The sequence below is a fragment of the Sphingomonas sp. 1185 genome, from assembly GCF_040544655.1.
In the GTDB taxonomy this organism is placed as follows: Bacteria; Pseudomonadota; Alphaproteobacteria; order Sphingomonadales; family Sphingomonadaceae; genus Sphingomonas.
This window is the reverse complement of the sequence record NZ_JBEPKL010000033.1, coordinates 22881-47717: the sequence shown is the minus strand read 5'-3', so window position 1 is coordinate 47717 and position 24837 is coordinate 22881. Positions and strand designations below refer to the sequence as shown.

The following is a 24837-nucleotide window of genomic DNA, read 5'->3' as shown; positions in this document are numbered from 1 at the left end:
CCCGCTTGATCAGGTCAGTCCCATCACACCTTGGGCAACGCATTCCATCCCCCCGTCTCAAATCACAGGAACGGACAAGAATCCACAATGCGGCCGGTGTAAACAGTTCCCCTGCAAGGGGAGGTGGCAGGCCGCAGGCCTGACGGAGGGGTGTCCCGCTCTCGATAGGGCGACACCCCTCCACCAGCTTCGCTGGTCCCCCTCCCCTTGCAGGGGAGGAAGATTTGCCGCACCATTTCGTGGTGATCGACATCTATGAAAGCGCCATCCAAGCCACGGGACAGTTTGGCGTCGTTTTCGAGCGCGATGATGAAAGCGCATATTTCTACCTGTTGGACATGCGCAAACCCGCAGGGAATGCGATCATCGCTGCATTGGATATTAGCCCTGCGATCCCGATTCGCTCCGATGCTCCTGTGCGGGTGCGGTGGAGTGCGGTTTCTTCCGTTGCAGGCCTTTTCGTGGGCGACGTTCTGACGGCAATCTTCGAAACGCATGGTGATGAACCGAAAGGGCGCTTCGTGATGAACGAGGATTTTCGGCTGTTCTGACCGAACGGGACATTTGCGAGGCAGAGATCGAAGCCACCCCCATCGTGGCCCATCCGCCACAGCCATCGAAAACCGGTGCGATCAGGGGCTGTTTACCCTCTCTCTGTTCCGCTAAACCGCGCGGATCATGCCCCATCTCTATCTCGTCGACGGCTCCGGCTATATCTTCCGCGCCTATCACCGCCTGCCGCCGCTGACCAACAAGCATGGCGAGCCGGTGGGGGCGGTCTATGGCTATACCACCATGCTGTGGAAGCTGGTGGACGAGATCAACGCCGCCGATGGGCCGACCCATATGGCGGTGGTCCTCGATAAGTCGTCCAAGACCTTCCGCAACGACATGTACGACCAGTATAAGGCGCACCGGCCCCCGCCCCCGCCCGATCTGGTCCCCCAGTTTCCGATGATCCGCGACGCCACCCGCGCCTTCTCGCTGCCCTGCATCGAGGAAGCGGGGCTGGAGGCCGACGACCTGATCGCCTGCTATGCCCGCGCCGCGATGGCGCAAGGGTGGCAGGTCACGATCGTCTCGGGCGACAAGGACCTGATGCAGCTGGTCGAGGATGGCAGCCTCGACATGCTCGACACGATGAACAACCGCCGTCTGGGCGAGGCGTATGTCGTCGAGAAGTTCGGCGTCGGCCCCAAGCAGCTGGGCGATGTGCTCGCGCTGATGGGCGACAGCGTCGACAACGTGCCGGGCGTGCCGGGCGTCGGCCCCAAGACCGCCTCCAAGCTGATCGTCGAGCATGGCGACCTGGAATCCGTCCTCGCCGCCGCGCCCGAGATGAAGAAGGGCAAGCTGCGCGACAATCTGATCGAACATGCCGAGAATGCGCGGCTGTCGAAACGGCTGGTCACGCTAGAATGCAACGCGCCGCTGCCGCAGCCGCTGGAGGAGCTGGCGCTGCATCCGACCATCCCGGATGCGCCGCTGCGCGCCTTTCTGGAGCATCATGGCTTCCGCTCGCTGATCGCCAAGATGGGGCAGATCACCGACGACGCCGCGCCCGCGCCTGTCGCCGGAGAGGCCGCTCCGGCCGCGCCGATGGACGATGACGAGCCGTGCAATCTCGACGGCTATACCACGGTGCAGGACCTCGAGACGCTCGACCAGTGGGTCGCGGACGCCCGCCATCAGGGTTTTATCGCGATCGATACCGAGACGAGCTCGACCGACGCGACCCAGGCCGAACTGGTCGGGATCAGCCTGTGCCTGGCGCCCAACAAGGCGTGCTACATCCCGCTGGGGCATGGCGGCACCGACCTGTTGGCCGAAGTGCCGGTGCAGATTCCGGTCGCGGCGGCGCTCGAGCGGATCAAGGCGCTGTGCGAGGACCCGTCGGTCCTGAAGATCGGCCAGAATCTGAAATTCGACATGATCGTGCTGGGCGAACGCGGCATCGCCGTCGCGCCGCATGACGACACGATCGTGCTGAGCTTCGACCTCGACGCCGGGCTGCACGGCCATGGCATGGACGAACTGGCCGCGACGCATCTGTCGCACACCTGCCTCGCCTTCAAGGAGGTGGTCGGCACCGGCAAGAAGCAGCTCGGCTTCCACGAGGTCGATCTCAAGACCGCCACCCGCTACGCCGCCGAGGATGCCGACGTCACGCTGCGGCTGTGGAAGCGCTTCAAGGCGCGGCTCCCCATGGAGCAGGCGACGCGCGTGTACGAGATGGTCGACCGCCCGCTCGTCCCCGTGATCGCGGGCATGGAGCGGCGCGGCATCAAGGTCGATCGCGAGCGCCTGTCGCAGCTCTCGACCGAATTCGCCGGGCAGATCGCCGCGCTGGAGGGTGAAATCCACGCCATGGCGGGCACCCCCTTCACCATCGGCAGCCCCAAGCAGCTGGGCGAGATCCTGTTCGATCGGCTGGGTCTCAAGGGCGGGCGCAAGGGCAAGTCGGGCGTCTATTCGACCGACGTGACCGAACTCGAACGCCTGGCCCGTGACGGCGGCGAGGCGGCGGAGATCGTGCGCAAGATCCTGGAATGGCGCCAGCTATCCAAGCTGAAGAGCACCTATACCGATGCGCTCCAGGCGCAGATCAACCCGAAGACCGGCCGCGTCCACACCAGCTACAGCCTGACCGGCGCGCAGACCGGGCGCCTGTCCTCGACCGAGCCGAACCTCCAGAACATCCCGATTCGCACCGAGGTCGGGCGGCAGCTGCGCGAGGCGTTCATCGCCGAGGACGGCCATGTCCTGATCGCCGCCGACTATTCGCAGATCGAATTGCGCCTCGCCGCGCATATGGCGGACGTCCCGGCGCTGCGCGACGCGTTCGCCAATGGCGACGACATCCACAGCCTGACCGCCAAGGAGCTGTTCGGCGAGGTCAATCGCGACACGCGCGGGCGGGCCAAGACGATCAACTTCGCCATTCTCTACGGCATTTCGCGCTGGGGCCTTGCGGGTCGCCTCGACGTGTCGGCGGACGAGGCGCAAGCCATGATCGACCGCTATTTCGAGCGTTTCCCCGGCATCAACCGCTATATCGCCGAGACGCTGTCGAGCGTGCGCGAGAAGGGCTTCACCGAGACCCTGTTCGGTCGCAAGACGCATTTCCCGCGCATCGCCTCACGCAACCAGGGCGAGCGCCAGGGGGCTGAGCGCGCCGCGATCAACGCGCCGATCCAGGGCACCAGCGCCGACATCATCAAGCGCGCCATGGTCCGCATGGAACCCGCGCTCGCCGCCGCCGGGCTGGGCCATGTGCGGATGCTGCTCCAGGTGCATGACGAACTGGTGTTCGAGGCGCCCGAGGGGGACGCCGAGGCGGCCGGTGCGGTCATCCGCGACGTCATGGCGGGCGCGGCTGAACCGGCGGTGTCGCTGTCGGTGCCGCTGGGCGTCGAGATCGGCTTCGGCAAGAGCTGGGGCGCGGCGCATTGACCTGTCCGCGCCCCCTCGCCCGAAATCGTCGCGGCTGATGGCCGAGAGCAAGGACATCGATACGCTCGCCAAGGGCGGGCGGACCAATATCGCGGGCTTCGCGCTGCGGCTGGCGGCGCGCATCCCCTTTCTGTTCATCGCGGGGCGCATGTACGGCCCCGATCTGGTCGGCCGCTTCGCCATCGCGGTGGTCGTGGTCGAGCTGGCGGCGCTGATCGCGACGCTGGGCATGAAGCGCGGGCTGGCGCAGGCGCTGTCCTCGACCGAGCGGCCGCATGTCCATGTCGTGTGGGACGCGATGGCGCTCGCCTTCCTGGCCTCGGTCCTGGCGAGCGCGGTGCTGTGGACCTTTCCCGAGCTGCTCTATCCCAACAGCGCGATCACCGGGCTGGACCGGTGGCTGCCCTGCATCATCGTCGCCATCGCCTGGTCGGACGTCAGCCTCGCCGCGCTCGCCTATCGCCTGAACGTCAAGGCGACGGTCACCGCGCGCGCGGTGGTCGAGCCCTGGACCATCTCGATCGCGGCCTGGGTCTTTTCCTTCTTCACGATCCGCGACGGCCTGGTCCTGTCCTATGTCGCGTCGATGACGGCGGCGCTGATCGCCAGCCTGGTGCCGTTCCTGCGCAGCTATGGCCTGCCGCATGGCTGGAGCCCGCGCCTCGCCCGCGTCTTCGCGCTCGCCCGCGCCAATGCGCCGCTGGCAGGGGCGGACGCGCTGGAATGGGGGACGCGCAATGTCGACCGATTCATCCTGGGCGTGATGTTCGAGCCGCGCATCGTCGGCATCTATTATATGGCGCAGCAGGTCGCCTCGCTGCCGCAGAAGCTGAAGACCAGCTTCGACCCGATCCTGGGCCCGGTCATCACCCAGAGCCTGGCCAATGGCGACATGGGCGCGATCGCACGGCAGGTGCGGCAGGTGGCGTTCTGGATCATGGCCGCGCAGGGCTGTCTGGCGCTGATGGGATCGATCCCCGGCGAGGGCGTGATGGGCGTGGTCGGCCCGCAATTCGTGTCGGGCACCGCCGCGCTGGCCTTCCTACTGTTCGCCGAGGTGCTGGCCTCGACCGGCGCGGTGTGCGAATCGGCGCTGGTCTATACCGCGCGGCATCGCAACCTGATGATCTCGATCGCGATGCTGGGGGTGCAGATCGGCCTCAGCTTCGCGCTGATCCTGGGCATGCGTGCGCTCGGCTGGCCGCAGACCTGGGCGGCGGCGGGCCCGGCGGTGGCGCTGGCGATGAGCGTGACGATGACCTCGGTCATCAAGGCACGGGTGCTGTCGGGCATCCTGAACGCGCCCGTCTCGCCCTTCCGCTGGCCGCTGCTCTGGGCGGCGGGGGCGGCGATCGTCGTGGGCGGGGCCTTCACGCTGCTGCCCAAGCGGCTGGAATGGGCCGAACTGCTGTTCGGCGAGCCCGCCATCGCGGCGACCTATCTGCTGGTGCTGTGGCGCTGGGCCTTTGGTCCGGCGGACCGCGCGCTGTTCGGCAAGGCGCCGAGCGCGGAGGAAGCCACCTTGCCCCATGCGGGCGGGATCACGCGGTAACGCCCCAACGCCCGTTCAGCCTGAGCGAAGTCGAAGGCCATGGGATGACGCTTCGACTACGCTCAGCGTGAACGGTTGGGCTATGGGTCGGGCATAAGAAGGCCCCTTCCGAACGCTTCGGAAGGGGCCTTTTTCGGATCAATGCCGGAAGTGGCGCATGCCGGTGAACACCATCGCCAGCCCGGCTTCGTCCGCCGCCGCGATCACTTCATCGTCGCGGATCGAGCCGCCCGGCTGGATCACCGCCGTAGCGCCCGCCTCGACCGCCGCGAGCAGGCCGTCGGCGAAGGGGAAGAAGGCGTCCGAGGCGACCGCCGAACCGATGGTGCGCGGCTCGGCCCAGCCCGCCTTGTCGGCGGCGTCCTTGGCCTTCCACGCCGCGATGCGCGCCGATTCCAGGCGGTTCATCTGGCCCGCGCCGACACCGGCGGTCGAGCCGCCCTTGGCATAGACGATCGCGTTGGACTTCACATGCTTGGCAACCGTCCAGGCAAAGCGGCAATCGGCCAGTTCCTGCGCCGTCGGCGCGCGCTTGGTGACGACCTTCAGCATGTCGTCGGTCAGGCGGCCATTGTCGCGGCTCTGGACCAGCAGGCCGCCCGCGATCGACTTCATCATCAGGCCGGGGCGCGACGGGTTGGGCAGTTCGCCCGACAGCAGCAGACGCAGGTTCTTCTTCTTCGCGAAGATCGCGCGCGCCTCCGCGCTCGCGTCGGGCGCCACCACCACCTCGGTGAAGATCCCCGAGATCGCTTCCGCCGTCTCGGCGTCGAGCGGACGGTTGCAGGCGATGATGCCGCCGAACGCCGACACCGTGTCACAGGCGAACGCCGCCTGATACGCCTCGAGCAGCGTCTCGCCGCTTGCCACGCCGCAGGGGTTGGCATGCTTGACGATCACCACGGTCGGCGGGCCGTCGATGAATTCGCTGACCAGCTCCAGCGCGGCATCGGCGTCGTTCAGGTTGTTGTAGCTCAGCGCCTTGCCCTGCAGCTGCTCGGCCTGGGCGATGCCCTGACCGCCCTTTTGCGGCAGATAGAGCGCGGCGACCTGATGCGGGTTCTCGCCATAGCGCAGCGTCTCGGGGTGGCGGGTGAAGGCGAGCGGCAGGGTGGCCGGGAACGCCTCGCCCTGGTCGGCGAAGGCGAACCACTGGGCGATCGCCGAGTCGTAGGCGGCGGTGGCGGCAAAGGCCTTTGCGGCGAGGCGCTGGCGGGTCTTCAGCGTCGAGGCGCCGTCATTCGCGGCGAGTTCGGCCAGGAAATCCGCATAGTCCGCCGGATCGGTCAGGATCGAGACATAGCCATGGTTCTTGGCCGCCGAACGGACCATCGACGGGCCGCCGATATCGATATTCTCGATGATCTCGGGCCGCTCGGCCCCCTTCGCGACCGTCTGCTGGAAGGGGTAGAGGTTGACCACGACCAGATCGATCGCGCCGATGCCATGTTCGGTCATCGCGGCGGCATGCGCGGGATCGTCGCGCACCGCGAGCAGGCCGCCATGGACCATCGGGTGCAGCGTCTTGACCCGACCGTCCATCATCTCGGGGAAGTTCGTCACTTCGGAGATGTCGCGGACCGGCAGGCCCGCATCGCGGATCGCCTTGGCGGTGCCGCCGGTCGAGACGAGATCGACCCCGCGCTCGGCCAGCGCGCGCGCCAGGTCGATGACGCCGGTCTTGTCGGACACCGACAGCAGCGCGCGGCGGACCGGCACGGTGTCGACGGAGGGAGCGGAGGGGAGCGAAACGGCCATCGGGCTGCGGGTCCTACATGCTGGGGAGAGTTTGCGGCCCCGATAGACTCCGATTCGCCGAAGCGCAAAATGTGATTCGGGGTGTGCGCCTTTCCTCCCCTGCAAGGGGAGGGGGACCATGCGCAGCATGGTGGAGGGGTGTCACCGGTTGCGAGAGCAGCTGTCGCTCACCGAGCGGGACACCCCTCCGTCAGGCCTTCGGCCTGCCACCTCCCCTTGCAGGGGAGGAATTTCGTTGTTCGGCTGGGCCCCGGCCTTCGCCGGGGCGGGCGCTCTTCGTGCTGATGCGCTTAGAGCGCCCGCTTGAACGCCCAGCTGACATGCGCGCCACCCGCCGGGGTTTCGCCCGTCACGACCAGCTGCTGCGTCGCGACCGGGCGGCCGGTGCCGTCGATCCACAGCGACTCCTCGATCGCCAGCGTGCCGCCGCGACAGCGGAACTGCCACAGCGCGCCGTCGTCCAGCCGCAGGATCGCCTGCCCGCTCTCGGCGGTGATGACCGCCTCGACCCCGTCGCCCAGATGGAAGCGCAGCGCGAAATGGGTCGATCCGGCCTGGCGCTTGCGCCCCTGCGGCAACAGCGCGTCCTCGCCGCGCAGCTCGCGTCCGTCGCCGGTCAGCAGGAGCTGGCGGCGGTGGAGAAAGCCATAGCGGCGGACATAGCCGTCATGGCTCGCCTCGATCCGGCTGGCCGCGTCCGATTCCTGGCGGCTGAGCTCGACCTCGGCGACGCCGCGGCCCAGCGTGCCGTCGGCATGGATCGCGGTGGAGTTGGAATCGCCCAGGACCAGCGTCGAATGCGCCGCCGTGGTGCGCAGGCCATGCGCGAGGCTGGCGGGTACCTGTGCCACGGTCGCGCCCGCGCCGCCGCAATTGACGACGATCCGCTGCGCCCCGTCCGAAAACTCGAAGGCCAGCGTCGAGGCGCAGCCCCCCTCGATCGCGCGCGCGATGGGCGGGGGCGCGGCGTCCATGACCAGCACGGTCTGCGCCGCCGCCAGTCGCTGATAACCCCAGTCGCCCGCCTGGCGCAGCGGCCGGGTGCGCACGCCCGACGCCTCGATGACGGCGGCGATCTTCTCGGGCGTTTCGGGGCCCGATCCCTGCCAGCTCGACAGCGCGCGGTCGCCATGCATCACGCCGAGCAGCGCCGAGATCATCTTCTGCAACCGCGCCTGGAACGCCTCCGGAAAGGCCAGCCCGCGCGCGTCATAGACCTCGCGCATCATGGTCAGCAGCATGACCGCGTCGAGCTGCACCGCCGGGCTGCGCGCGATGACGCCGCCATCGGCGAACAGGCCGGTGTCGAGCGCGCGGTTCAGCCCCGCCTCGCCGAACGCCTGGCGCGGATCGCCCCCCGCCAGCAGCAGTCCCGCCGCGACGACGCCGCACCAGGCCGCGATCCGCGCGACCCCGGCGGGCGCCTTGTCCGCACCGCGATCCAGATGCCGCGCGCCGCGCGCCAGCGTGTTGAGCACGCGCGAGCGATAGACGAGATCGGTCGACGACAGGATCAGCGGCGCATGCGCGGTCCAGAACAGGATGCGGCGGCCCCACAGATCGGGCCGCCACGCCACCGGATCGACCTTGTCCCCGAACGCGTCGAGCCAGCGCCCCATCAGATATTCGGCGATCGGCGCCCCCTGCGCCCGCGTCGCGACGCTGGACAGGTCGCGCAGCCAGGCAAAGCCGTGCAGATGGTCGGCAAAGCCGCTCGACCAGTCGGGATGCGCGAAATCGATCGATTCGACCCCGCGCTCCTCGCCGCGCCAGTCGAGCACCCCGCCGAGGAGGGCATGACCGCGCTCGATATCGCCCAGGATCGGGTCTTCGGGCACCGCCATCAGCTTGAGCGGATGCCGCCCCTTCAGCCGCAGCGAATGCAGCGGCGTGCGCCAGGTCAGCCGGTGGAGATGCTCGCTCAACCGGTCGGCGAGCGACAGCCCGCCGGTGCCGACACGGACCAGCCGCTTGCCTTCCTCGATGCTGTCGGCAGCCTGCGGGGTGGACCCGCCCTCGATCCCGCTCCGCATCGCGCTCAGCCGCGCAGGGCGGCGATGTTGGCGGCGTACTGGTCCGGACCGCCCCGGAAGGCCGCCGTTCCCGCGACCAGCGCGTCGGCCCCCGCCTCGATACAGCGTTTCGCCCAGGCCGGATCGACGCCGCCATCCACCTCCAGGTCGATGGAGCGGCCCGAATGCTCGATCATCTTGCGGATCGCCGAAATCTTCTTGAGCTGGCTCTCGATGAAGCTCTGGCCGCCGAAACCGGGGTTCACGCTCATGACGAGGACCAGGTCGACCATGTCGATCAGATAATCCAGCATCTTGGCGGGCGTGGCAGGGTTCAGCACGACCCCGGCGCGCTTGCCCAGCCCCTTGATATGCTGGATGGTGCGGTGGATGTGCGGGCCCGCCTCGGGATGGACGGTGATGGTGTCCGCCCCCGCCTCGGCAAAGGCGTCCAGATAGGCGTCGATAGGCGAGATCATCAGATGCACGTCGAACGGCTTGTCCGTATGCGGGCGCAGCGCCTTCACCACCGCCGGGCCGATGGTGATGTTGGGCACGAAATGCCCATCCATCACATCGATATGGATCCAGTCGGCGCCCGCGGCGTCGATGGCCCGGACTTCTTCGCCCAATTTGGCGAAATCGGCGGACAGGATGGAGGGTGCGATACGGACGGGGAGCATGGCATTTGTCCTTAACGTCCTATCGCGCCCAAGTCAGCCTTTGCGTTGCAGCCGCGCGATGAAGAACCCGTCGAGCCGCCCTTCCCTTGCGAGCATCGTCGGCAGGGTGCGGATCGTGCCCTGGTCGGTGATCCCCGGCCATTCGCCCGCGATCGGCGACAGCGCATAATCGGGCCGCTCGGCCAGGAACGCCGCGATCTGCCGCTCGCCCTCCTCGGGCTCCAGCGAGCAGGTGGCATAGACCATCGTCCCGCCGGGTTTCAGCCAGTCGGCGGCGCGGGCCAGGATCACCCGCTGCAACTCCGCCATCTCGGCGATGATCGCGGGGCGGACGCGGTAGAGGACGTCGGGGTGACGGCGGAAGATGCCGCTGGCGCTGCACGGCGCATCGACCAGGATCGCGTCGACCTGCCCCTTCGGGCTCCATTCGCGCAGGTCGGCGGTGACGACCTCGGCCGACTGGCCGGTGCGATCGAGATTCTCGGCCAGGCGGGCGAGTCGCGATTCGGACTGGTCGATCGCGGTGACGGTCCAGCCCGCGCTCGCAAGCTGCAACGTCTTGCCCCCCGGCGCGGCGCACAGGTCGAGCACATGGCCCGGCCCCTGCCCCAGCAGACGGGCGGGAATCGAGGCGGCGAGGTCCTGCACCCACCAGGCGCCTTCGTCGAAGCCCTGCAATTCCATCACCGAATTGCCCGAGGGCAGCCGGACATGGCCGGGGAGCAGGCTGACCCCGCCCAGCTTTTCCGCCCATTCGTCGGTCGCGGACGGATCGGCCAGCGTCAGGTCGAGCGGCGGCGGCGCTGCGATGGCGTGGGCGGCGGCCTCCACCATCTCCTCCCCCCAATTCTCTTCCCAGCGCATCTCGGTCGCGGGCGGCAGCGCGGGGATTTCGGGGAGCAGCACGCCGCTCTTGGTGATGGTGCTGAAGACGCCGTGGACCAGCTTGCGCGGGCCGCCATCGACCAGCGGCAGCACGGTCGCGATCGCGGCGTGCGGCGGCGTGCCCAGCGCCAGCACCTGGACGAGCGCGATGCGCAGCGCGAAACGCGCCTTGGCATCATCGGGCAGCCGCTGCTTCGTCGCCGAGTCGATCAGCGCGTCCAGATCGGGCAGGCGGCGCAGCGTCTCCGCCGCGATGGCATGCGCCAGCCCCCGATCCGGCCCACCCGCCAGCGCACGGGTGGCCGAGGCGAGCGCCGCCTCCAGCGGTTCGCCCCGGCGCAGCACCGCGTCGAGCAGGCGGATGGCGGCGCGGCGGGTGGCGGTGCCCAGCGGTTCAGAGGGGCGCTGCGGTCCCCCGCGCCGGTCGCCGCCCTTGGGCGGCCCGCGACGATCGGGACGGCCGGGGCGCGAAGGCGATTGGGGGGGGCGTGTCACTTGGCAAAACTCCTGTCAGCCCCGACATGGGCTGCAATCATTGCCCCTTAGTCGAAAGGACCGCCCATGGGCCAGCGCCCCGACCATGTGAAGCCGCCCGCCTATCTGTCGCAGAATACTCCGGTGCCGCAGCCCGAGGCCAAGCCCGAGCCGCAGGACGACCCGTTGGGGAAGAATCCGGTGCGCTACGGGGATTGGGAATTGAAGGGGGTGGCGGTCGATTTTTGATCGCCATTTTAAGCCCCTCATCTCCTTAAAGCCCCTCCTCCCGGTAGGGGGGAGGGGTTTGGGGTGGGGGCTCGGCCGCCGGCGATGGTCTCTGTGAGACTCCGAACCCTCCCCCATCCCCTCCCGCCTGCGGGAGGGGAGCGGCTAGAGGCAGAGTTAGCCTACCCAAAACCCCGTTCAGCCTGAGCGAAGTCGAAGGCCACGCCCCCGACCTCACCCAAAAATCACCGGCGCACTAACGTCCCCGCACCCTGCTTGGTGAAGATCTCCAGCAGCATCCCATGCGGCACGCGCCCGTCCAGGATCACCGCGGCGTCCACCCCGGCCTCGACCGCCGAGACGCAGGTCTCCAGCTTGGGGATCATCCCCCCCGAGATCGTCCCGTCGGCGCGCAGCTCCGCGATCCGCGCGGGGTTCAGGTCGGTCATCAGTTCGCCCTGCTTGTCGAGCACACCCGCGACATCGGTCAGCAGGAAGAAGCGCGACGCGCCCAGCCGCGCGGCGATCGCGCCCGCCATGGTGTCGGCGTTGATGTTATAGGTATGGCCGTCCAGCCCGATACCGACCGGCGCGATGACCGGGATGATCCCGTCGGCGCACAGGCTTTCGATCAGGCGCGGGTCGACCGCGACCGGCTCCCCGACAAAGCCCAGATCGACATGCCGTTCGATCCCCTTCAGCGGATCGGCCTCGCGCCCCTGAACCTTCTCGGCGATGACGAGCCCGGCGTCCTTGCCCGAGATGCCGACCGCGCGGCCCCCGGCGGCGGAGATCCAGCTGACGATTTCCTTGTTGATCGATCCCGCCAGCACCATTTCGGCGATCTGCGCGGTTTCCTTGTCGGTCACGCGCAGGCCGTTGACGAACTGCGACTCGACGCCGAGGCGCTTGAGCATCGCGCCGATCTGCGGGCCGCCGCCATGCACGACCACCGGGTTGATGCCGACCGCCTTCAGCAGCACCATATCCTCGGCGAAATCGCGCTGCCGCTCGGGGTCGCCCATGGCGTGGCCGCCATATTTCACCACGAAGGTCTTGCCCGCATAACGCTGGAGATAGGGCAGCGCCTCGGTCAGCGTCTCGGCCTTGGCGAGCAGGGCGGCGTCGGGATCGTGGTTGGTCATGAGCGGCCCTTTATCGCGGGTCGGGAACGGGGAAAACCGGCAATATGGATCAGGCGCGATCGAGCCGCCGTCCCAGGCCGACGAACAGATAGATCAGCGGCGGGACGAGAACGGCTGACAGCGTGACCTTGGCGATCATCTGTCCCACGATCAGCTGGCCGATGGGGAAGGCGCCGTAAAAGGCGATGGTGACGAACAGCAAAGTGTCCACCACCTGGCTGAGCATGCTGGCCACCGCCGCGCGCAGCCAGAGCAGCTTGCTGCCCTCCTTGCCCTTCAGCGCGGCGAAGATGGTGACGTTCAGCGTCTGCGACACGCCATAGGCGACGATGCCGCCCAGCCAGATCCGCCAGGTCGATCCCAGCACCAGCTGGATCGCGTCGCGATTGGCCGGGATCATCTCCGGCGAGGGCGGCAGCATCCAGACGATCCACGACAGGGCGAGCGACACCAGCAGCGGCACGAAGCCCACCCGCACCAGCCGCCCGGCGACCTGCGGCCCGTGGAGCTCGGCCACCGCGCTCGACGTCACGACCAGCAGCAGGAAGGCGAAGATCCCCGCCTCGACCGCCAGCGGCCCCAGCGCGACCTGCTTGTTGCCCAGCACGCCCGCGATACACACCATACCGCCGTAGAAGATCGACAGCGCGAACAGCGAGGGGGAGATCAGGCGCGAGCGGGAAACGGCGTCGGGATGGTCCATCGGCGACTGCTAGCGCGAAATCGCGCCGGGGCAAAGGATTAGGCGAACCCCTTTCCTCCCCTGCAAGGGGAGGTGGCAGGCCGTCGGGCCTGACGGAGGGGTGGCGCGCTATCGAGAGGGGGACACCCCTCCGACGCGCTACGCGCGCCACCTCCCCTTCCAGGAGAGGAACATTCCGTCGCTTGCGCCGCATCCCGCAACACGCTCTATTCCCCACCGAAACGATAATCAGGGGGATCAGATATGCGGTTGGCGAAATGGCTTGGCGGGGTTGCCGCGACGCTGGCGATGATGCCGGGGCTTGCGGCGGCGCAGACCCGTCCCGACCAGAAGGCGTTCTTCGACCTGTACAAGCAGCTGGTCGAGACCAACACCAGCCTGTCGGTCGGCAGCTGTACCCAGGCCTCCGCCCAGATCGCCGACCGGCTGAAGGCCGCCGGCTACAAGGACGCCGACATCACCCTGTTCTCGGTGCCCGAGCATCCCAAGGACGGCGGCATCGTCGCGGTGCTGCCCGGCACCGACAAGCGGCTGAAGCCGATGCTGCTGCTCGGCCATCTCGACGTGGTCGAGGCCAAGCGCGAGGACTGGACCCGCGATCCGTTCAAGCTGATCGAGGAGGACGGCTTCCTCTATGGTCGCGGCACCGTCGACGACAAGGCGATGAGCGCGATCTGGGCCGATACGCTGATCCGCCTGAAGAACACGCCGCCCAAGCGCACGATCAAGATGGCGCTGACCTGTGGCGAGGAGACGACCTTCGCGTTCAACGGCGCGGAATGGCTGGCCAAGAACAAGCCCGATCTGGTCGCGGCGGAGTTCGTGCTGAACGAGGGCGGCGGCGGGCGGCTCGATTCGGACGGCAAGCGCGAGCTGCTGGCGGTGCAGGTCGGCGAGAAGGCGGCGCAGAACTATACCTTCCTGGCGACCAATCCGGGCGGTCACAGCTCGCAGCCGACGCCCGAAAACGCGATCTACGAACTCGCCGACGCGGTGAAGGCGGTGCAGGGTTACGAGTTTCCGATCCAGCTGACCGACACCACCCGCGCCTTCCTGACCGCGACCGCGCAGAAGGTCGGCGGGCCGCTCGGCGATGCGATCACCCGGCTGCTCGCCGATCCGAACGACAAGGCCGCCGACGCCGTCGTCAGCCAGGACAAGGCGCTGCATTCGACGCTGCGCACCACCTGCGTCGCGACGCTCCTTCAGGCGGGTCATGCCGAAAATGCGCTGCCCCAGCGCGCGACCGCCAATATCAACTGTCGCATCTTCCCCGGCGAGACGGTCGAGGGGACACTGGCCAAGCTGAAGGACCTGGCGGGACCGAAGATCACCGTCACCGCCAACCAGCCGGTGCGCCCGACCGCCATCCCGCCCAGGCTGGACCCGAAGATCATCGGCCCGATGAAGACGCTGGCCGCCAAGCACTTCCCCGGCGTGCCGCTGGTCCCGATGATGTCGACCGGGGCGACCGACGGCATCTTCTTCCAGACGATCGGCATCCCCGTCTACGGCGCGCCGGGCATCTTCATCGAGAAGGACATGTCGGGCATTCACGGCCTGAACGAGCGGATCCGGGTCACGTCGCTCTATGACGGGCGGGATTATCTGTACGATCTGGTCCGGGCCTATGCCTATTGAACGCGACATCGCCGCCCGTCTCCGGCGGGCGGCGAGGCCTCAGGGGCTTTAGGCCCGTTTCAGCGGTATCGGCCCGCTCTCAGGCGGGCTGGTGCACCGGCGGCAGGCGCAGGCGCATCGGCTGCGACAGCCAGCCGACGACCATCCGCCGCATCGGCTGCCAGAAGGCGGACAGCGTCAGCAACGCCGAGCCGATGACGAAGGCGGTGAACGCCGCGCCCAGTTCGACCGCCCCGGCGCTGCGGAACAGCGAATAGAGCGCGTAGAGCACATAGACGAGGCTGGAGACGAGCAGCGCCCGCCGGTCGACCGCCAGCGCGATCCCCGCGAACAGCAGATAGAGCGCCAGCACGATCACCGCGACGCCCGCGCCGATCTCTCCGTCGAACACGCCCAGCATCTGGAAGATCGGATGCGCGATCATCGGCGCGGCGGCCAGGTGCAGCCAGAAGGCGACGTCCGCGCGGCGCGTCTCGCGCCTGGGGTCCGACATGTCCCAGCGCATCGCCAGCGCGAACACGCCGATCCCGCAGACCAGCAGGATCGGCCACATCCCCTGCTTGATATCGGGGAACGCCGCCATCAACAGCCCGATCACGACCGCGACCAGTGCCGCCGCCCCCGCAGCCACGGTGATCGGCACCATGAACCGGCGCCAGTGCAGCCACGCCGCCCCGGCCGAAACCAGCCCGACCCCGGACATCGCCAAGGCGCCAGCCGTGCCGTTGATGTTCGACCAGAGGGTTTCGATGAACCCAATCAGCCCACCGGCCACGCCGCCGACAAAGGCGAGCAGCAACAGGATGCTGGGCAAGGCCATCCGCCGCTTGCCCGTGAAATAGAAGGCCAGCATCCACGCCGCCGCCGCGACAAAGGCACCGCCCAGCCCATGGCTGAGGCTGAAGCCGATCTGCCCCAGCGCGGCGAGCAGCAGCGCGATCGCGATCGACACGAAGATGTCGTTGAACCCGGTGAGCAGCCGGAAATGCTCCTCGTCGACGGCCGGTGCGGCATGGACCGTCGCGACGTGCCGTCGCAGCGCCGCCGCCGCATCGGACGAAATCGCCCCCGCCGCCACCGCACCGTCGATGTCGCTTTCGCTGTACATGGACCTTCTCCCCATTGAGAAGCGGAGAGGATCGCTCATGTGTATTATTGTGTCAATACACACTCGACAAGCCCGCGAGTGGGCGCCAGACGGGTGGGCGCGATGATCCCTGCCCTTGAAGGAGCCGTTCCTCGAATGCGTATCGAACCCGCCGACCCCACCAATCCGGCGTCGTCCCGGCTGCTCGACCGGCTTTCCGATACGCTGGAGGCAATAACCGGGGACAGCGGCCGAGCATCCTTCGATCCCCTGGACGTACAGGGTGACGGCGCGTCGTTCGTGCTGGCGTATGACGAGGAGGGAAGGCCGCTCGGCTGTGGCGCGTATCGGCCGCTGGCGGAGGGCGTGGCGGAGCTCAAGCGGATGTTCGCCCTGCCCGGAACCAAGGGTGTCGGCGCGGCCATCCTCGCCTGTCTCGAAACCCGCGCGCGGGCGGACGGATATGGCCAGCTTTGGCTGGAGACGCGACGGGTCAATGAAAGGGCCGTGCGATTCTACGAGAAGAACGGCTATCGGCGCATCCCCAATTTCGGGAAATATGCCGGGCGGCCCGAGGCCGTGTGCTTTGCGAAGATCCTGTCGGAGCCGGTCTCGCCGGGCGGGTAATGGCCTGCCTTACCGGTTCGACCGAACGGACCCGCCGCCCAGGGCGGATCGACATTCAGTATTGCGTCTTCTTCCCCTCTCCCCTGGATAGGGGAGAGGGTTAGCGAAGCTTGCCAGCCTGCTGGCTAGCGCAGCTTGGGTGAGGGGTTGAGCGAGCCTTCGGCTCGCGCGCTACGCGCATCCACCCCTCACCCAGCTCCGACTTAGCCTTTGCTTTCGCAAAGACCAAGTCTGCGCAACCCTCTCCCCTCTGCGAGGGGCGAGGGACGGAAAGGCATCGCTGAATGGCGATCGGCCCTCGCTCTATCTGCCAACCCGCTGAACGCCGCTGCCACGCCCGGTTCAGGATGGGATAGGCAACGTCCCGTCCGTCCGGGAGCGAATGGATGTGAGGGTGTTGCGATGAAGATGCTCAGAACGGGATTGCTGTTCGCACTGGCCGGTGGGGCCATGCTGGCCGCCGGGGCCGCCAATGCGCAAGACTGGCGCTATGACGATTATATGGCGCATCGTGCGGGACGCGGGGCCGAGGTGCATGCGTATCAGGCCGGGCGGGACCAGCGCGCGGCCGACGAGGCGGCCTATTATGGCGATTATCGCGCGGCGGACGCCTATGCCCATGCCGCCGCCGTACGCCGGTCGGAGGCGCGGCGCGATGCACGCTTTGCCCGGCATGAGCGGCATGCCGCGCGTTGGGATTACTGGCATGGCGGCGGCTGGGGCTATTGATCCTGCCGCGCAAACGAAAGGGGCCGGTGCGAGGGTTCGCACCGGCCCCTTTTCGCATGATCGTGGATACGATCAGCCGTCGTAATCGGCACCCAGATTCTGGTTGCGCGGCGGCGCGGCGGCGGTCAGGCGCAGCGCCTCGGCCGAGGCCTGCAGGCTGCCGACGTCATCCGCCTCGTCCTCGTCGTCGATCTGGACGCGCTGCAGGCTGTTGACCACGGCCTCTTCCAGATGGGTCGGGCGAACCGTTTCCTCGGCGATCTCGCGCAGCGCGACGACCGGGTTTTTGTCGCGATCGCGGTCGACGGTCAGATCCGCCCCGCCCGAAATCTGACGGGCCCGCTGCGCCGCGAACAGCACCAGATCGAAACGGTTGGGAATCTTGTCGACGCAATCTTCGACGGTGACGCGCGCCATGCGTGTGTCCTTCGCAAATAATGCTGGGATGAAAGCGGGTCACCTAGCAGCAACGGGCGCACAAGTCAAAAGCCGCCGCGCGTGCAACGCATATGTCGCTTGGCTCGTTACGCTTTCGTCAGGATCACCGGGCCTTTCAGGAGTTCGCCATTTCGTCACCCGCCCCGCCCGAACAGCCCGTCTTTCCGGTCGATGGCCACCGGCTGACCCTGCTCGACACCGGCCCGCGACGGCTGGCGGCGTTGCTGGCGCTGATCGAAGGCGCACGGACCAGCCTGCGCATCCTCTATTATATCTATGCCGACGACGCGACCGGGCGCCGGGTGCGCGATGCGATGATCGCGGCGGCGCAACGCGGGGTGGCGGTGTCGGTGGTGGTCGACGGATTCGGCGCGGGCGCGGATGAGGCGTTCTTCCGGCCGCTGGTCGCAACCGGCGCGCGGCTGTCCCGCTTCGAGCCGCGCTTCGGGCGTCGCTACCTGCTGCGCAACCACCAGAAGCTGGCGCTGGCCGATGCGGAGGGCCCCTCGCCCTCCATCATCATCGGCGGCTTCAATATCGAGGACGATTATTTCGGCACCCCCGCCGAGCAGAGCTGGCGCGACCTGGGGCTGTTGGTCGAGGGACCGGCGGCGGCGCGGATGGCGGGCTATTTCGATGCGCTGTTCGCCTGGACGCAGGATGCCAGGGGGCGGCTGCGCGACCTGAACCGCGCGCTGGCCGATTGGAGCGAGTCGACGGGGGCGCTGCGCTGGCTGATCGGCGGGCCGACGCGACGGCTGTCGCCCTGGGCGCGGACGGTGCGCGACGATATGCGGCGGGGGCGGCGGATCGACGTGATCGCGGCCTATTTCACCCCCAGCCCGACCATATTGCGGCGGCTGGACCGCGCCGGGCGCCGCGATGCCGAGGTGCGGATCGTGACGGCGGGCCAGTCGGACAATGAGGCGACGATCGCGGCGGCGCGCTTCACCTATGCGGGGCTGCTGCGCAAGGGCGTGCGCATCTATGAATATCAGCTCACCAAGCTGCACACCAAATTATATGCGATCGACGATGCGGTGCATATCGGCTCCGCCAATTTCGACATGCGCAGCCTGTTCGTGAATCTGGAGCTGATGCTCCGGATCGAGGACCGCGCCTTTGCCGACCATGTCCGCGCCTATGTCGATGCCGAAATCGCGCGGTCGGAGGCGATCACGCCCGAATGGTACAAGCGGAACACCGGCTGGTTCCAGCGGCTGCGCCAGTTCGCGGCCTATCTGCTGATCGCGGTGATCGATCCGTCGGTATCGCGCGGGCTGAACTTCGGGATCGAGTCGCCCGACGGGGATTAGGACGTCATCCCGGCAAGGGCGGGAATATGGACGACCGTGGCCCCGTCTCATCAAAGGCCTCGGCCGATCAGTCCTTCCAGGCCCAATAAAGCTGCGCCGGGGGCACGTTCCACCATTCCATGTCGTGGTCGATATTGTCCCAGTGCGGGGTCAGGAAGTCCTTCACCTTGGGGCTGAACTGATAGACCAGGAACGCGCCGCCGGGGCGCAGCACGTCGTGCGTGCCCTGGGCGATGGCGGGGCCGACGCCGGGCGGCAGGGTCGAGAAGGGCAGGCCCGACAGGACATAATCGGCATGGTCGAAGCCATGGTCGCGCACGATCTTCTGCACGTCCGCCGCCGAGCCGTTCACCGCGGTAAAGCGCGGATCGATGATGGTGTGGCGCAGATAGTCGCAGAAATCGGCATTGGTATCGATCGCGATCAGCTTCGCATCGGGCGCCATGCGGTCCAGCACCGGGCGGCAGAAGGTGCCGACGCCGGGGCCATATTCGACGAACAGCTTGGTGTTGGCCCAGTCGACGGGGGCCAGCATTTTGCGGATCAGCTTGCCCGACGAGGGGATGATCGAGCCCACCATCACCGGATGCTTCAGAAACTGCTGAAAAAACATCTGGCCGGGCGACGGATAACCCGTGGCTTCGGTGCGGGACTTGCGCGCGGCGGTGGTCGAGCTGGGCATCGAGTTCCTGTCGTTCGTGATCCCCGCGAGGAGGAGACGCGAGGGAAACCCCCTCGTCGCACAGGTGCCGAACGACTTTCAAGCTATTGGGTTGCGCCGGGGCGGTGCATTCCACCGCAAAGCGATGGGGCGAAAGGAGCAGCGGCGATGGATCGGACGGGGCAGATAGCGGTGATCTTCGTGTCGCAGCGGACCGAGACCGACGCGGCGGGCTATGCGGCCGCGGCGGAGGCGATGGATGCGCTTGCCGCGGAGCAGCCGGGTTATTGCGGCGTCGACAGCGTGCGCGGAGCGGACGGGCTGGGGATCACCAGCAGCTGGTGGGCGAACGAGGCGAGCGCGCTGGCCTGGCGGGCGCATCCGGAACATGCGGCGATCCGGGAATATGGGCGGGCGGAGTGGTATTCGCGATACGAGGTCGCCGTGGCCGAGGTGGGGCGGAGTTATGGTTGGGAGCGAGCATAAGGGGTTACCCGCGCCCGGTCCCAAGCACGCCCCTCCCGCAAGCGGGAGGGGCTTTCCCTCAAGGCTGCTTGTCGCCCCTCGGCGTCAGCATTCCCGGCGTGATGAAGCCGATCGGCTGGATCGCCGCCGCATCCTGTTTCAGCCGGGCGGCGATCTGTTCGTAATCGCGCTCCATTTCGGGGGTCACGCTGGCCCGCGCCTCGGTCAGCGCCTCGTCGAACGCCGCCATGTCGACCTCCTGCGCGCCCAGCGATTTGCGCAGCGCGATCAGGCCCGCGCGGCGGACCACGTCGCCCAGGTCCGCGCCGGTGAAGCGATCGGTCCGTGCCGCCACATCGTCCAGGTCGACATCGGGTGCCAGCGGCATCTTCGCGGTCTGGATGCCCAGGATCCGCCGACGCCCCGCCTTGTCGGGCACGCCGACATAGATCAGCTCGTCGAACCGGCCCGGCCGGAGCAGCGCGGGGTCGACCAGATTGGGGCGGTTGGTTGCACCGATCACGACGACCGACTGCAATTCCTCCAGCCCGTCCATCTCCGCCAGGATGGTGTTGACCACCCGCTCGGTCACCTGCGGCTCGCCCAGGCCGCCGCCCCGCGCGGGCACCAGCGAATCGAGCTCGTCGATGAAGATGACCGTCGGCGCTACCTGCCGCGCGCGGGCGAACAGCCGGGTGATTTGCTGCTCGCTCTCGCCATACCATTTGGAGAGGAGGTCGCTCGACTTGGTGGCGATGAAATTGGCCTGCGCCTCGCGTGCGACCGCCTTGGCCAACAGCGTCTTGCCGGTGCCGGGCGGGCCATAGAGCAGGAAGCCCTTGGCGGGCCGGATACCAAGCCGCCGAAACGCATCTGGGTCCTTCAACGGCAGCTCGACGCCTTCCTTCAGCTTCATCTGCGCGGTGTCGAGCCCGCCGACATCCTCCCAGCGGACGGTCGGCGCCTGCACCATCACCTCGCGCATCGCCGAGGGCTGGACGCGCTTGAGCGCCTCCATGAAATCCTCGCGCGTCACCGACAGCGTGTCGAGCACCTCGGCGGGGATCGTCCGCTCCTCGAGGTTCAGGCGCGGCATGATCCGCCGCACCGCCTCGATCGCCGCCTCGCGGGTCAGCGCGGCCAGATCGGCCCCGACGAACCCGAAGGTGGTGCGCGCCAGCTCGGCCAGATCGACCTTGTCGCCCAGCGGCATGCCGCGCGTGTGGATGCCCAAAATCTCGCGCCGTCCGCGCTCGTCGGGGACGCCGACCACGATCTCACGGTCGAAACGACCCGGCCGCCGCAGCGCCTCGTCGATCGCCTCGGGCCGGTTGGTCGCGGCGATGATGACGAGGTTCGCGCGCGCCTCCAGCCCGTCCATCAGGGTCAGGAGCTGCGCGACGAGCCGCTTCTCCGCCTCGCCCTGCACCCGGTCGCGCTTGGGGGCGATCGAGTCGATCTCGTCGATGAAGACGATCGAGGGCGCGGACTTGGTCGCCTCCTCGAAAATCTCGCGCAGGCGCTGTTCGGATTCGCCATAGGCCGAACCCATGATCTCGGGCCCGTTGATGAGGAAGAATTGCGCGTCCGATTCATTGGCGACGGCACGGGCGAGCCGCGTCTTGCCGGTGCCGGGCGGCCCGTGGAGCAGCACGCCCTTGGGCGGCTCGACGCCGAGGCGCTCGAACAGCTCGGGATAGCGCAACGGCAGCTCGACCATCTCGCGCAGCTGGTCGATGGTCGAGGCCATGCCGCCGATATCGTCATAGGTGACGTCGGCGCGCCGGGCCTCGCGCGGCTCCTCATATTCGGGACGCAGCTCGACCTCGGTATTCTCGTCGATATGGACGACGCCCTTGGGGCTGGCCGCGACGACCGCGAGGCGGATTTCCTGGAGCGCATAGGCGGGCGCGTTCATGAACTGCGCGACGCCCGGCGGCATGTTGGTCACACGCTGCTGCCCCGCCGTCGCCACCACATCGCCCTGGCAGAGCGGCCGGTTGAAGAAGGTGCGCTTGAGCGCCTGCGCCGAGCCCTGGAGCCGCAGATTCTCCTGCGCGGGGGCGAAGACGACGCGGGTCGCGGGTTTCGATTCGACGCGGCGCACCTCGACGAAATCGCCCGAGCCGACGCCCGCATTGGCCCGCTGCAACCCGTCGATGCGCAGCAGGTCGAGGCCCTCATCCTCCTGATAGGGGGCGACGGCGCGCGCCGGGGTCGCCTGCTTGCCGACGATCTCGACGACATCGCCCTCGGTGATGCCCAGCGCCGCCATCAGCGCGCGCGGCATATGCGCCAGCCCGCGCCCCGAATCCTCGGGACGGCTATTGGCCACCTGTATCTTGCGGGTCGGCGCGTCGCTGTCGGCCATGATGATCCCTTGGCTTGAGTGTTCAACACGAAAGCGCGGGACTTGGGGGCGGGTTCCGGGTCGCGAAAGGGCCGCCCGACGGAGCGAGGCAAAAAAAAGGGCCGATCGAAACGACCAGCCCGTAAAAGTTTTTAGGAGAGGATGCCTGAAAGGCCCGTTCCTTTTGCGCCGCAGCACGCTATGTTGCAAGTGCGAAAAGCTTGGTTAAGGTTGCAGTTTATGCAATCCTCTGATCGAGAGGATGTCACAACAACAGGTGCGAGATGCGCAGGCTTCCCCCGCTGGGTGCGATCGAAGCATTCGTCCAGGTCGTCCGCCTGGGCTCCATCAAGGCCGCCGCCGAGGAACTGGCGCTGTCCGCCCCTGCGCTCAGCCGCCGGGTCCAGACGCTGGAGCGGTTCGTCGGCAAGCCGCTGTTCGCGCGGCGGCATCAGGCGATGGTGCCCAATGAGGACGGCCAGACGCTGATGGAGCAGATCGCGCCGCTGCTCGACCAGTTGAGCGACGCGGTGGAGGCGATGACCAGCGGGCACGAGGTGCTGCGCCTGCGGCTCGGGGTGCTGCCGCTCTATGCGGCGCAGCGGCTGTTCCCGCATATGGGCATGCTGCGCGCGGCGCATCCCGAACTGCATCTCGACATCGACACCGCCGGACACGGCATCGCGCGACTGGGCGAAGGGCTGGACGCGGTGATCGCGCTGGGCCGCGACATCGATCCCTCGCTTTATGCCAAGCGGCTGGATCGCAACAAGGTCTATGTCATCGGGTCGAAGCGGCTGGTCGAAGGGCCCAACCCGCTGGTCCGCCCGTCGCAGATGAACGGCATGACCGCGCTGCTCCACCGCGAAATGCCCGACGCCTTCACCGCCTGGTGCCAGGTGGCGGGGCTGACCAACATCAAGCCCAAGGCGATCGACTATTTCGATTCGGGCGGGCTGATGCTGGAGGCGGCGGCGCAGGGGCTGGGCATCGCCTTCATGCATGCCAGCCATTTCGAACATGCGCAGGACCCGCGCCTCGTCCGGCTGTTCGATATCGAGGTGGACAGCCCGTACAGCCACTGGTTCGTCTGCCGCCCCCGCGCGCTCCAGCAGAAGTCGGTGCGGCTGTTCCACGACTGGCTGATCCGCACGCTGTATCCCGAAGCGGCGTAAAGACCTCTCCCTCTCCCGCAGGCGGGAGAGGCAGCATGACGCCAACGACAAAAAGCCGCGCGTCCATCAGGACGGCGGCTTCACGCCTTCAAGCCATTACGGGGCGACCCTGGGGGTCGCCGCCCGCAAATTACTTGATCTTGGCTTCCTTGAACTCGACATGCTTGCGCACGACCGGGTCGTACTTGTTGAAGCTCAGCTTCTCGGTCTTGGTGCGCGGGTTCTTCTTCGTGACGTAAAAGAAGCCGGTATCAGCCGAGCTGACGAGCTTGATCTTGACGGTGGTCGGCTTGGCCATGACCTGGTTCCTGTATGCGTGAAAAAGCGAAAGCGGCAGCCGGAGCCGCCGCTATATAAGCGCCGCCCATGGCCCATGGGCCCGCCCGAGTCAAGTATTGCGGGCCATTTAAGCCCCTCTTTACGCGCCCGCGACTATGCTTACACCCCCCAATCCCGGCGGGCCGCCGGACAGGGACGGGTGGAAGGAACAGGCGCAAGGCCATGGGTATAGGCGATTCGCCCCGCGAAAAGGGCATGGACGGCGCGATTCGCGATCAGCTCTGGGCGCGCATCGCCGCGCTCGACGTCCGCGCGCCCTATGCCCCCGTCGCGGATCTGGCGGGGGGCGTCGAGGCGATTCGCCGAATCGCCCATGCCCATGGCCTGGCCCCGGCGGTCACCGTCACCCATTTCATCGACCGCGCCCTGTCGCGCAGCGGCGGCACGGCGACCGTGCATGGCTGGCTGACCATGCTGACCGACGCGGTGGCGAGCGAGCGGCAGGATTTCGAGACGGCGAATCACTTCGCCACGGTCTGTTCGGTGCGGCTGGCGGGCTGAATGGATGCGCTGATGATCGTGCTGGTCGCGGTGCTGGGCGCACAGGCGGCGGGGCGATGGAGCGGCTTCGTGGTCCATCTGGCCGAGCATAGCCGACAGCCCGGCCGGGTCGTCCTGGGGGCGATGCTGGTCCAGGCGGTCATGGCGGGCCTGGCGATCGCGTTCGGCCAAACGCTGGCACCCGAGGTGACGCCCGACACCCGCAGCTTGTTGCTGGCGCTGGCGCTGCTCGTCCTGGGGATCGGGCTGTTCGGGCGGATGGCCGCGCCGCGCGCGATGCCGCCGCGCTGGAGCCCGCTGGTCGCGGCGGTGATCGGCAGCGGCGCGATCCAGCTTTCCGATTCGACGACGCTGGTCATCGCGGCGGCGGCGGCGCGGTCGCCCCTGCCCTGGGCCGCGCTGCCCGGCGCGATGCTGGGCCTTGCGGGGGCGATCCTGCCCGCGCTGCTGCTGGGCGAGCGGGAATGGCGCCGCCTGCCGCTACGGGCGATACGGATCGGCATCGGTTGCGCGATGATCTTGACCGGAATCACCATCGCCCTGTCGATCCGGGGACTGATCTAGGGGATCGATCAGACTGCACGGTCTTTGTACATGGACAGGCAGGGAGCATTT

General features: G+C 67.8%; 23 protein-coding genes. 12 read left to right on the top strand and 11 right to left on the bottom strand.

Going from position 1 to position 24837, the window contains the following annotated elements; all coding sequences use genetic code 11:
• Nucleotides 1-224: 224 nt before the first annotated feature.
• The 3 genes from ABIC44_RS17125 to ABIC44_RS17115 all read left to right on the top strand — a co-directional run bounded on the left by ABIC44_RS17125 (nt 225) and on the right by ABIC44_RS17115 (nt 5005).
• Entirely contained in the window at nt 225-551 is a 327-nt protein-coding gene (locus ABIC44_RS17125; RefSeq protein WP_354296683.1) for a DUF2251 domain-containing protein, read from the top strand.
• Between the two features lie 127 nt (nt 552-678).
• Entirely contained in the window at nt 679-3453 is a 2775-nt protein-coding gene (gene polA / locus ABIC44_RS17120) for a DNA polymerase I (RefSeq protein ID WP_354296682.1), read from the top strand.
• 37 nt (nt 3454-3490) lie between these two features.
• Nucleotides 3491-5005, top strand: a complete 1515-nt coding sequence (locus ABIC44_RS17115; RefSeq protein WP_307101920.1) for a lipopolysaccharide biosynthesis protein — start codon at nt 3491-3493, stop codon at nt 5003-5005.
• 138 nt (nt 5006-5143) lie between these two features.
• Here ABIC44_RS17115 and purH read toward each other — a convergent pair whose 3' ends face one another.
• The 4 genes from purH to ABIC44_RS17095 all read right to left on the bottom strand — a co-directional run bounded on the left by purH (nt 5144) and on the right by ABIC44_RS17095 (nt 10838).
• Nucleotides 5144-6763 (bottom strand): bifunctional phosphoribosylaminoimidazolecarboxamide formyltransferase/IMP cyclohydrolase, encoded by a 1620-nt coding sequence (gene purH / locus ABIC44_RS17110; RefSeq protein ID WP_309691454.1) that lies wholly within the window; start codon nt 6761-6763, stop codon nt 5144-5146.
• Between the two features lie 290 nt (nt 6764-7053).
• A complete protein-coding gene (locus tag ABIC44_RS17105; RefSeq protein WP_307101917.1) occupies nt 7054-8796 on the bottom strand; it encodes a heparinase II/III family protein in 1743 nt (580 codons plus the stop codon).
• A 5-nt stretch (nt 8797-8801) separates the two neighbouring features.
• Nucleotides 8802-9458, bottom strand: a complete 657-nt coding sequence (gene rpe / locus ABIC44_RS17100; protein WP_354296681.1) for a ribulose-phosphate 3-epimerase — start codon at nt 9456-9458, stop codon at nt 8802-8804.
• A gap of 33 nt (nt 9459-9491) precedes the next feature.
• Nucleotides 9492-10838, bottom strand: coding sequence for an RsmB/NOP family class I SAM-dependent RNA methyltransferase (locus ABIC44_RS17095; protein WP_502959862.1), 1347 nt, complete (start codon nt 10836-10838; stop codon nt 9492-9494).
• Between the two features lie 66 nt (nt 10839-10904).
• Here ABIC44_RS17095 and ABIC44_RS17090 point away from each other — a divergent pair, with 66 nt between their 5' ends.
• Nucleotides 10905-11066 (top strand): DUF1674 domain-containing protein, encoded by a 162-nt coding sequence (locus ABIC44_RS17090; RefSeq protein WP_307101913.1) that lies wholly within the window; start codon nt 10905-10907, stop codon nt 11064-11066.
• A gap of 224 nt (nt 11067-11290) precedes the next feature.
• Here the strand turns inward: ABIC44_RS17090 and argB are convergent, their stop codons facing one another.
• Both argB and ABIC44_RS17080 read right to left on the bottom strand, forming a co-directional pair.
• A complete protein-coding gene (argB, locus tag ABIC44_RS17085) occupies nt 11291-12190 on the bottom strand; it encodes an acetylglutamate kinase (protein WP_354296680.1) in 900 nt (299 codons plus the stop codon).
• Nucleotides 12191-12239: 49 nt separating this feature from the next.
• Nucleotides 12240-12893, bottom strand: coding sequence for a queuosine precursor transporter (locus tag ABIC44_RS17080; protein ID WP_307101909.1), 654 nt, complete (start codon nt 12891-12893; stop codon nt 12240-12242).
• 243 nt (nt 12894-13136) lie between these two features.
• Between ABIC44_RS17080 and ABIC44_RS17075 the strand changes: the two genes are divergently transcribed.
• Nucleotides 13137-14534 carry a M20/M25/M40 family metallo-hydrolase gene (locus ABIC44_RS17075; protein WP_354296679.1) on the top strand — a complete coding sequence of 466 codons (1398 nt, stop codon included), beginning with the start codon at nt 13137-13139 and terminating at the stop codon, nt 14532-14534.
• A 79-nt stretch (nt 14535-14613) separates the two neighbouring features.
• Here the strand turns inward: ABIC44_RS17075 and ABIC44_RS17070 are convergent, their stop codons facing one another.
• Nucleotides 14614-15642: a hypothetical protein gene (locus ABIC44_RS17070; protein WP_354296678.1), complete on the bottom strand. Its 1029-nt coding sequence runs from the start codon at nt 15640-15642 to the stop codon at nt 14614-14616.
• Nucleotides 15643-15777: 135 nt separating this feature from the next.
• Here ABIC44_RS17070 and ABIC44_RS17065 point away from each other — a divergent pair, with 135 nt between their 5' ends.
• Both ABIC44_RS17065 and ABIC44_RS17060 read left to right on the top strand, forming a co-directional pair.
• A complete protein-coding gene (locus tag ABIC44_RS17065) occupies nt 15778-16248 on the top strand; it encodes a GNAT family N-acetyltransferase (RefSeq protein WP_354296677.1) in 471 nt (156 codons plus the stop codon).
• 402 nt (nt 16249-16650) lie between these two features.
• The gene (locus ABIC44_RS17060) at nt 16651-16977 is read left to right on the top strand and encodes a hypothetical protein (RefSeq protein ID WP_309691444.1); all 327 of its coding nucleotides are present in this window, start codon (nt 16651-16653) and stop codon (nt 16975-16977) included.
• A 72-nt stretch (nt 16978-17049) separates the two neighbouring features.
• Here the strand turns inward: ABIC44_RS17060 and rpoZ are convergent, their stop codons facing one another.
• Nucleotides 17050-17394, bottom strand: coding sequence for a DNA-directed RNA polymerase subunit omega (gene rpoZ / locus ABIC44_RS17055; RefSeq protein ID WP_042486773.1), 345 nt, complete (start codon nt 17392-17394; stop codon nt 17050-17052).
• Between the two features lie 92 nt (nt 17395-17486).
• Here rpoZ and ABIC44_RS17050 point away from each other — a divergent pair, with 92 nt between their 5' ends.
• Nucleotides 17487-18731 (top strand): phospholipase D-like domain-containing protein, encoded by a 1245-nt coding sequence (locus ABIC44_RS17050; RefSeq protein ID WP_502959861.1) that lies wholly within the window; start codon nt 17487-17489, stop codon nt 18729-18731.
• 67 nt (nt 18732-18798) lie between these two features.
• On the opposite strand, the gene ABIC44_RS17045 is transcribed toward ABIC44_RS17050, so the two are convergent.
• Nucleotides 18799-19413 carry a class I SAM-dependent methyltransferase gene (locus tag ABIC44_RS17045; RefSeq protein WP_307101897.1) on the bottom strand — a complete coding sequence of 205 codons (615 nt, stop codon included), beginning with the start codon at nt 19411-19413 and terminating at the stop codon, nt 18799-18801.
• Nucleotides 19414-19560: 147 nt separating this feature from the next.
• On the opposite strand from ABIC44_RS17045, the gene ABIC44_RS17040 reads away from it, so the two are divergent.
• Nucleotides 19561-19878 carry an antibiotic biosynthesis monooxygenase family protein gene (locus ABIC44_RS17040; RefSeq protein WP_354296676.1) on the top strand — a complete coding sequence of 106 codons (318 nt, stop codon included), beginning with the start codon at nt 19561-19563 and terminating at the stop codon, nt 19876-19878.
• Nucleotides 19879-19936: 58 nt separating this feature from the next.
• On the opposite strand, the gene ABIC44_RS17035 is transcribed toward ABIC44_RS17040, so the two are convergent.
• Nucleotides 19937-22228 (bottom strand): CDC48 family AAA ATPase, encoded by a 2292-nt coding sequence (locus ABIC44_RS17035; protein ID WP_307101893.1) that lies wholly within the window; start codon nt 22226-22228, stop codon nt 19937-19939.
• Nucleotides 22229-22491: 263 nt separating this feature from the next.
• Between ABIC44_RS17035 and ABIC44_RS17030 the strand changes: the two genes are divergently transcribed.
• Nucleotides 22492-23382: a LysR substrate-binding domain-containing protein gene (locus ABIC44_RS17030; RefSeq protein ID WP_309691437.1), complete on the top strand. Its 891-nt coding sequence runs from the start codon at nt 22492-22494 to the stop codon at nt 23380-23382.
• A gap of 130 nt (nt 23383-23512) precedes the next feature.
• Here the strand turns inward: ABIC44_RS17030 and rpmG are convergent, their stop codons facing one another.
• Nucleotides 23513-23680: a 50S ribosomal protein L33 gene (rpmG, locus tag ABIC44_RS17025; RefSeq protein WP_007407030.1), complete on the bottom strand. Its 168-nt coding sequence runs from the start codon at nt 23678-23680 to the stop codon at nt 23513-23515.
• A gap of 236 nt (nt 23681-23916) precedes the next feature.
• Between rpmG and ABIC44_RS17020 the strand changes: the two genes are divergently transcribed.
• On the top strand, nt 23917-24222 hold the full coding sequence (locus ABIC44_RS17020) for a hypothetical protein (protein ID WP_354296675.1): 306 nt from the start codon (nt 23917-23919) through the stop codon (nt 24220-24222).
• A gap of 12 nt (nt 24223-24234) precedes the next feature.
• The gene (locus ABIC44_RS17015; protein ID WP_354296674.1) at nt 24235-24786 is read left to right on the top strand and encodes a TMEM165/GDT1 family protein; all 552 of its coding nucleotides are present in this window, start codon (nt 24235-24237) and stop codon (nt 24784-24786) included.
• Nucleotides 24787-24837: the final 51 nt, after the last annotated feature.

Bases quoted from the DNA above. Each gene is read 5' to 3' on its own strand.
- polA (WP_354296682.1), top strand. From the start codon at position 679: ATGCCCCATCTCTATCTCGTCGACGGCTCCGGCTATATCTTCCGCGCC.
- ABIC44_RS17115 (WP_307101920.1), top strand. From the start codon at position 3,491: ATGGCCGAGAGCAAGGACATCGATACGCTCGCCAAGGGCGGGCGGACC.
- purH (WP_309691454.1), bottom strand. From the start codon at position 6,763: ATGGCCGTTTCGCTCCCCTCCGCTCCCTCCGTCGACACCGTGCCGGTC.
- ABIC44_RS17105 (WP_307101917.1), bottom strand. From the start codon at position 8,796: ATGCGGAGCGGGATCGAGGGCGGGTCCACCCCGCAGGCTGCCGACAGC.
- rpe (WP_354296681.1), bottom strand. From the start codon at position 9,458: ATGCTCCCCGTCCGTATCGCACCCTCCATCCTGTCCGCCGATTTCGCC.
- ABIC44_RS17090 (WP_307101913.1), top strand. From the start codon at position 10,905: ATGGGCCAGCGCCCCGACCATGTGAAGCCGCCCGCCTATCTGTCGCAG.
- argB (WP_354296680.1), bottom strand. From the start codon at position 12,190: ATGACCAACCACGATCCCGACGCCGCCCTGCTCGCCAAGGCCGAGACG.
- ABIC44_RS17080 (WP_307101909.1), bottom strand. From the start codon at position 12,893: ATGGACCATCCCGACGCCGTTTCCCGCTCGCGCCTGATCTCCCCCTCG.
- ABIC44_RS17075 (WP_354296679.1), top strand. From the start codon at position 13,137: ATGCGGTTGGCGAAATGGCTTGGCGGGGTTGCCGCGACGCTGGCGATG.
- ABIC44_RS17070 (WP_354296678.1), bottom strand. From the start codon at position 15,642: ATGTACAGCGAAAGCGACATCGACGGTGCGGTGGCGGCGGGGGCGATT.
- ABIC44_RS17065 (WP_354296677.1), top strand. From the start codon at position 15,778: ATGCGTATCGAACCCGCCGACCCCACCAATCCGGCGTCGTCCCGGCTG.
- ABIC44_RS17060 (WP_309691444.1), top strand. From the start codon at position 16,651: ATGAAGATGCTCAGAACGGGATTGCTGTTCGCACTGGCCGGTGGGGCC.
- rpoZ (WP_042486773.1), bottom strand. From the start codon at position 17,394: ATGGCGCGCGTCACCGTCGAAGATTGCGTCGACAAGATTCCCAACCGT.
- ABIC44_RS17050 (WP_502959861.1), top strand. From the start codon at position 17,487: ATGTCGCTTGGCTCGTTACGCTTTCGTCAGGATCACCGGGCCTTTCAG.
- ABIC44_RS17045 (WP_307101897.1), bottom strand. From the start codon at position 19,413: ATGCCCAGCTCGACCACCGCCGCGCGCAAGTCCCGCACCGAAGCCACG.
- ABIC44_RS17040 (WP_354296676.1), top strand. From the start codon at position 19,561: ATGGATCGGACGGGGCAGATAGCGGTGATCTTCGTGTCGCAGCGGACC.
- ABIC44_RS17035 (WP_307101893.1), bottom strand. From the start codon at position 22,228: ATGGCCGACAGCGACGCGCCGACCCGCAAGATACAGGTGGCCAATAGC.
- ABIC44_RS17030 (WP_309691437.1), top strand. From the start codon at position 22,492: ATGCGCAGGCTTCCCCCGCTGGGTGCGATCGAAGCATTCGTCCAGGTC.
- rpmG (WP_007407030.1), bottom strand. From the start codon at position 23,680: ATGGCCAAGCCGACCACCGTCAAGATCAAGCTCGTCAGCTCGGCTGAT.
- ABIC44_RS17020 (WP_354296675.1), top strand. From the start codon at position 23,917: ATGGACGGCGCGATTCGCGATCAGCTCTGGGCGCGCATCGCCGCGCTC.
- ABIC44_RS17015 (WP_354296674.1), top strand. From the start codon at position 24,235: ATGATCGTGCTGGTCGCGGTGCTGGGCGCACAGGCGGCGGGGCGATGG.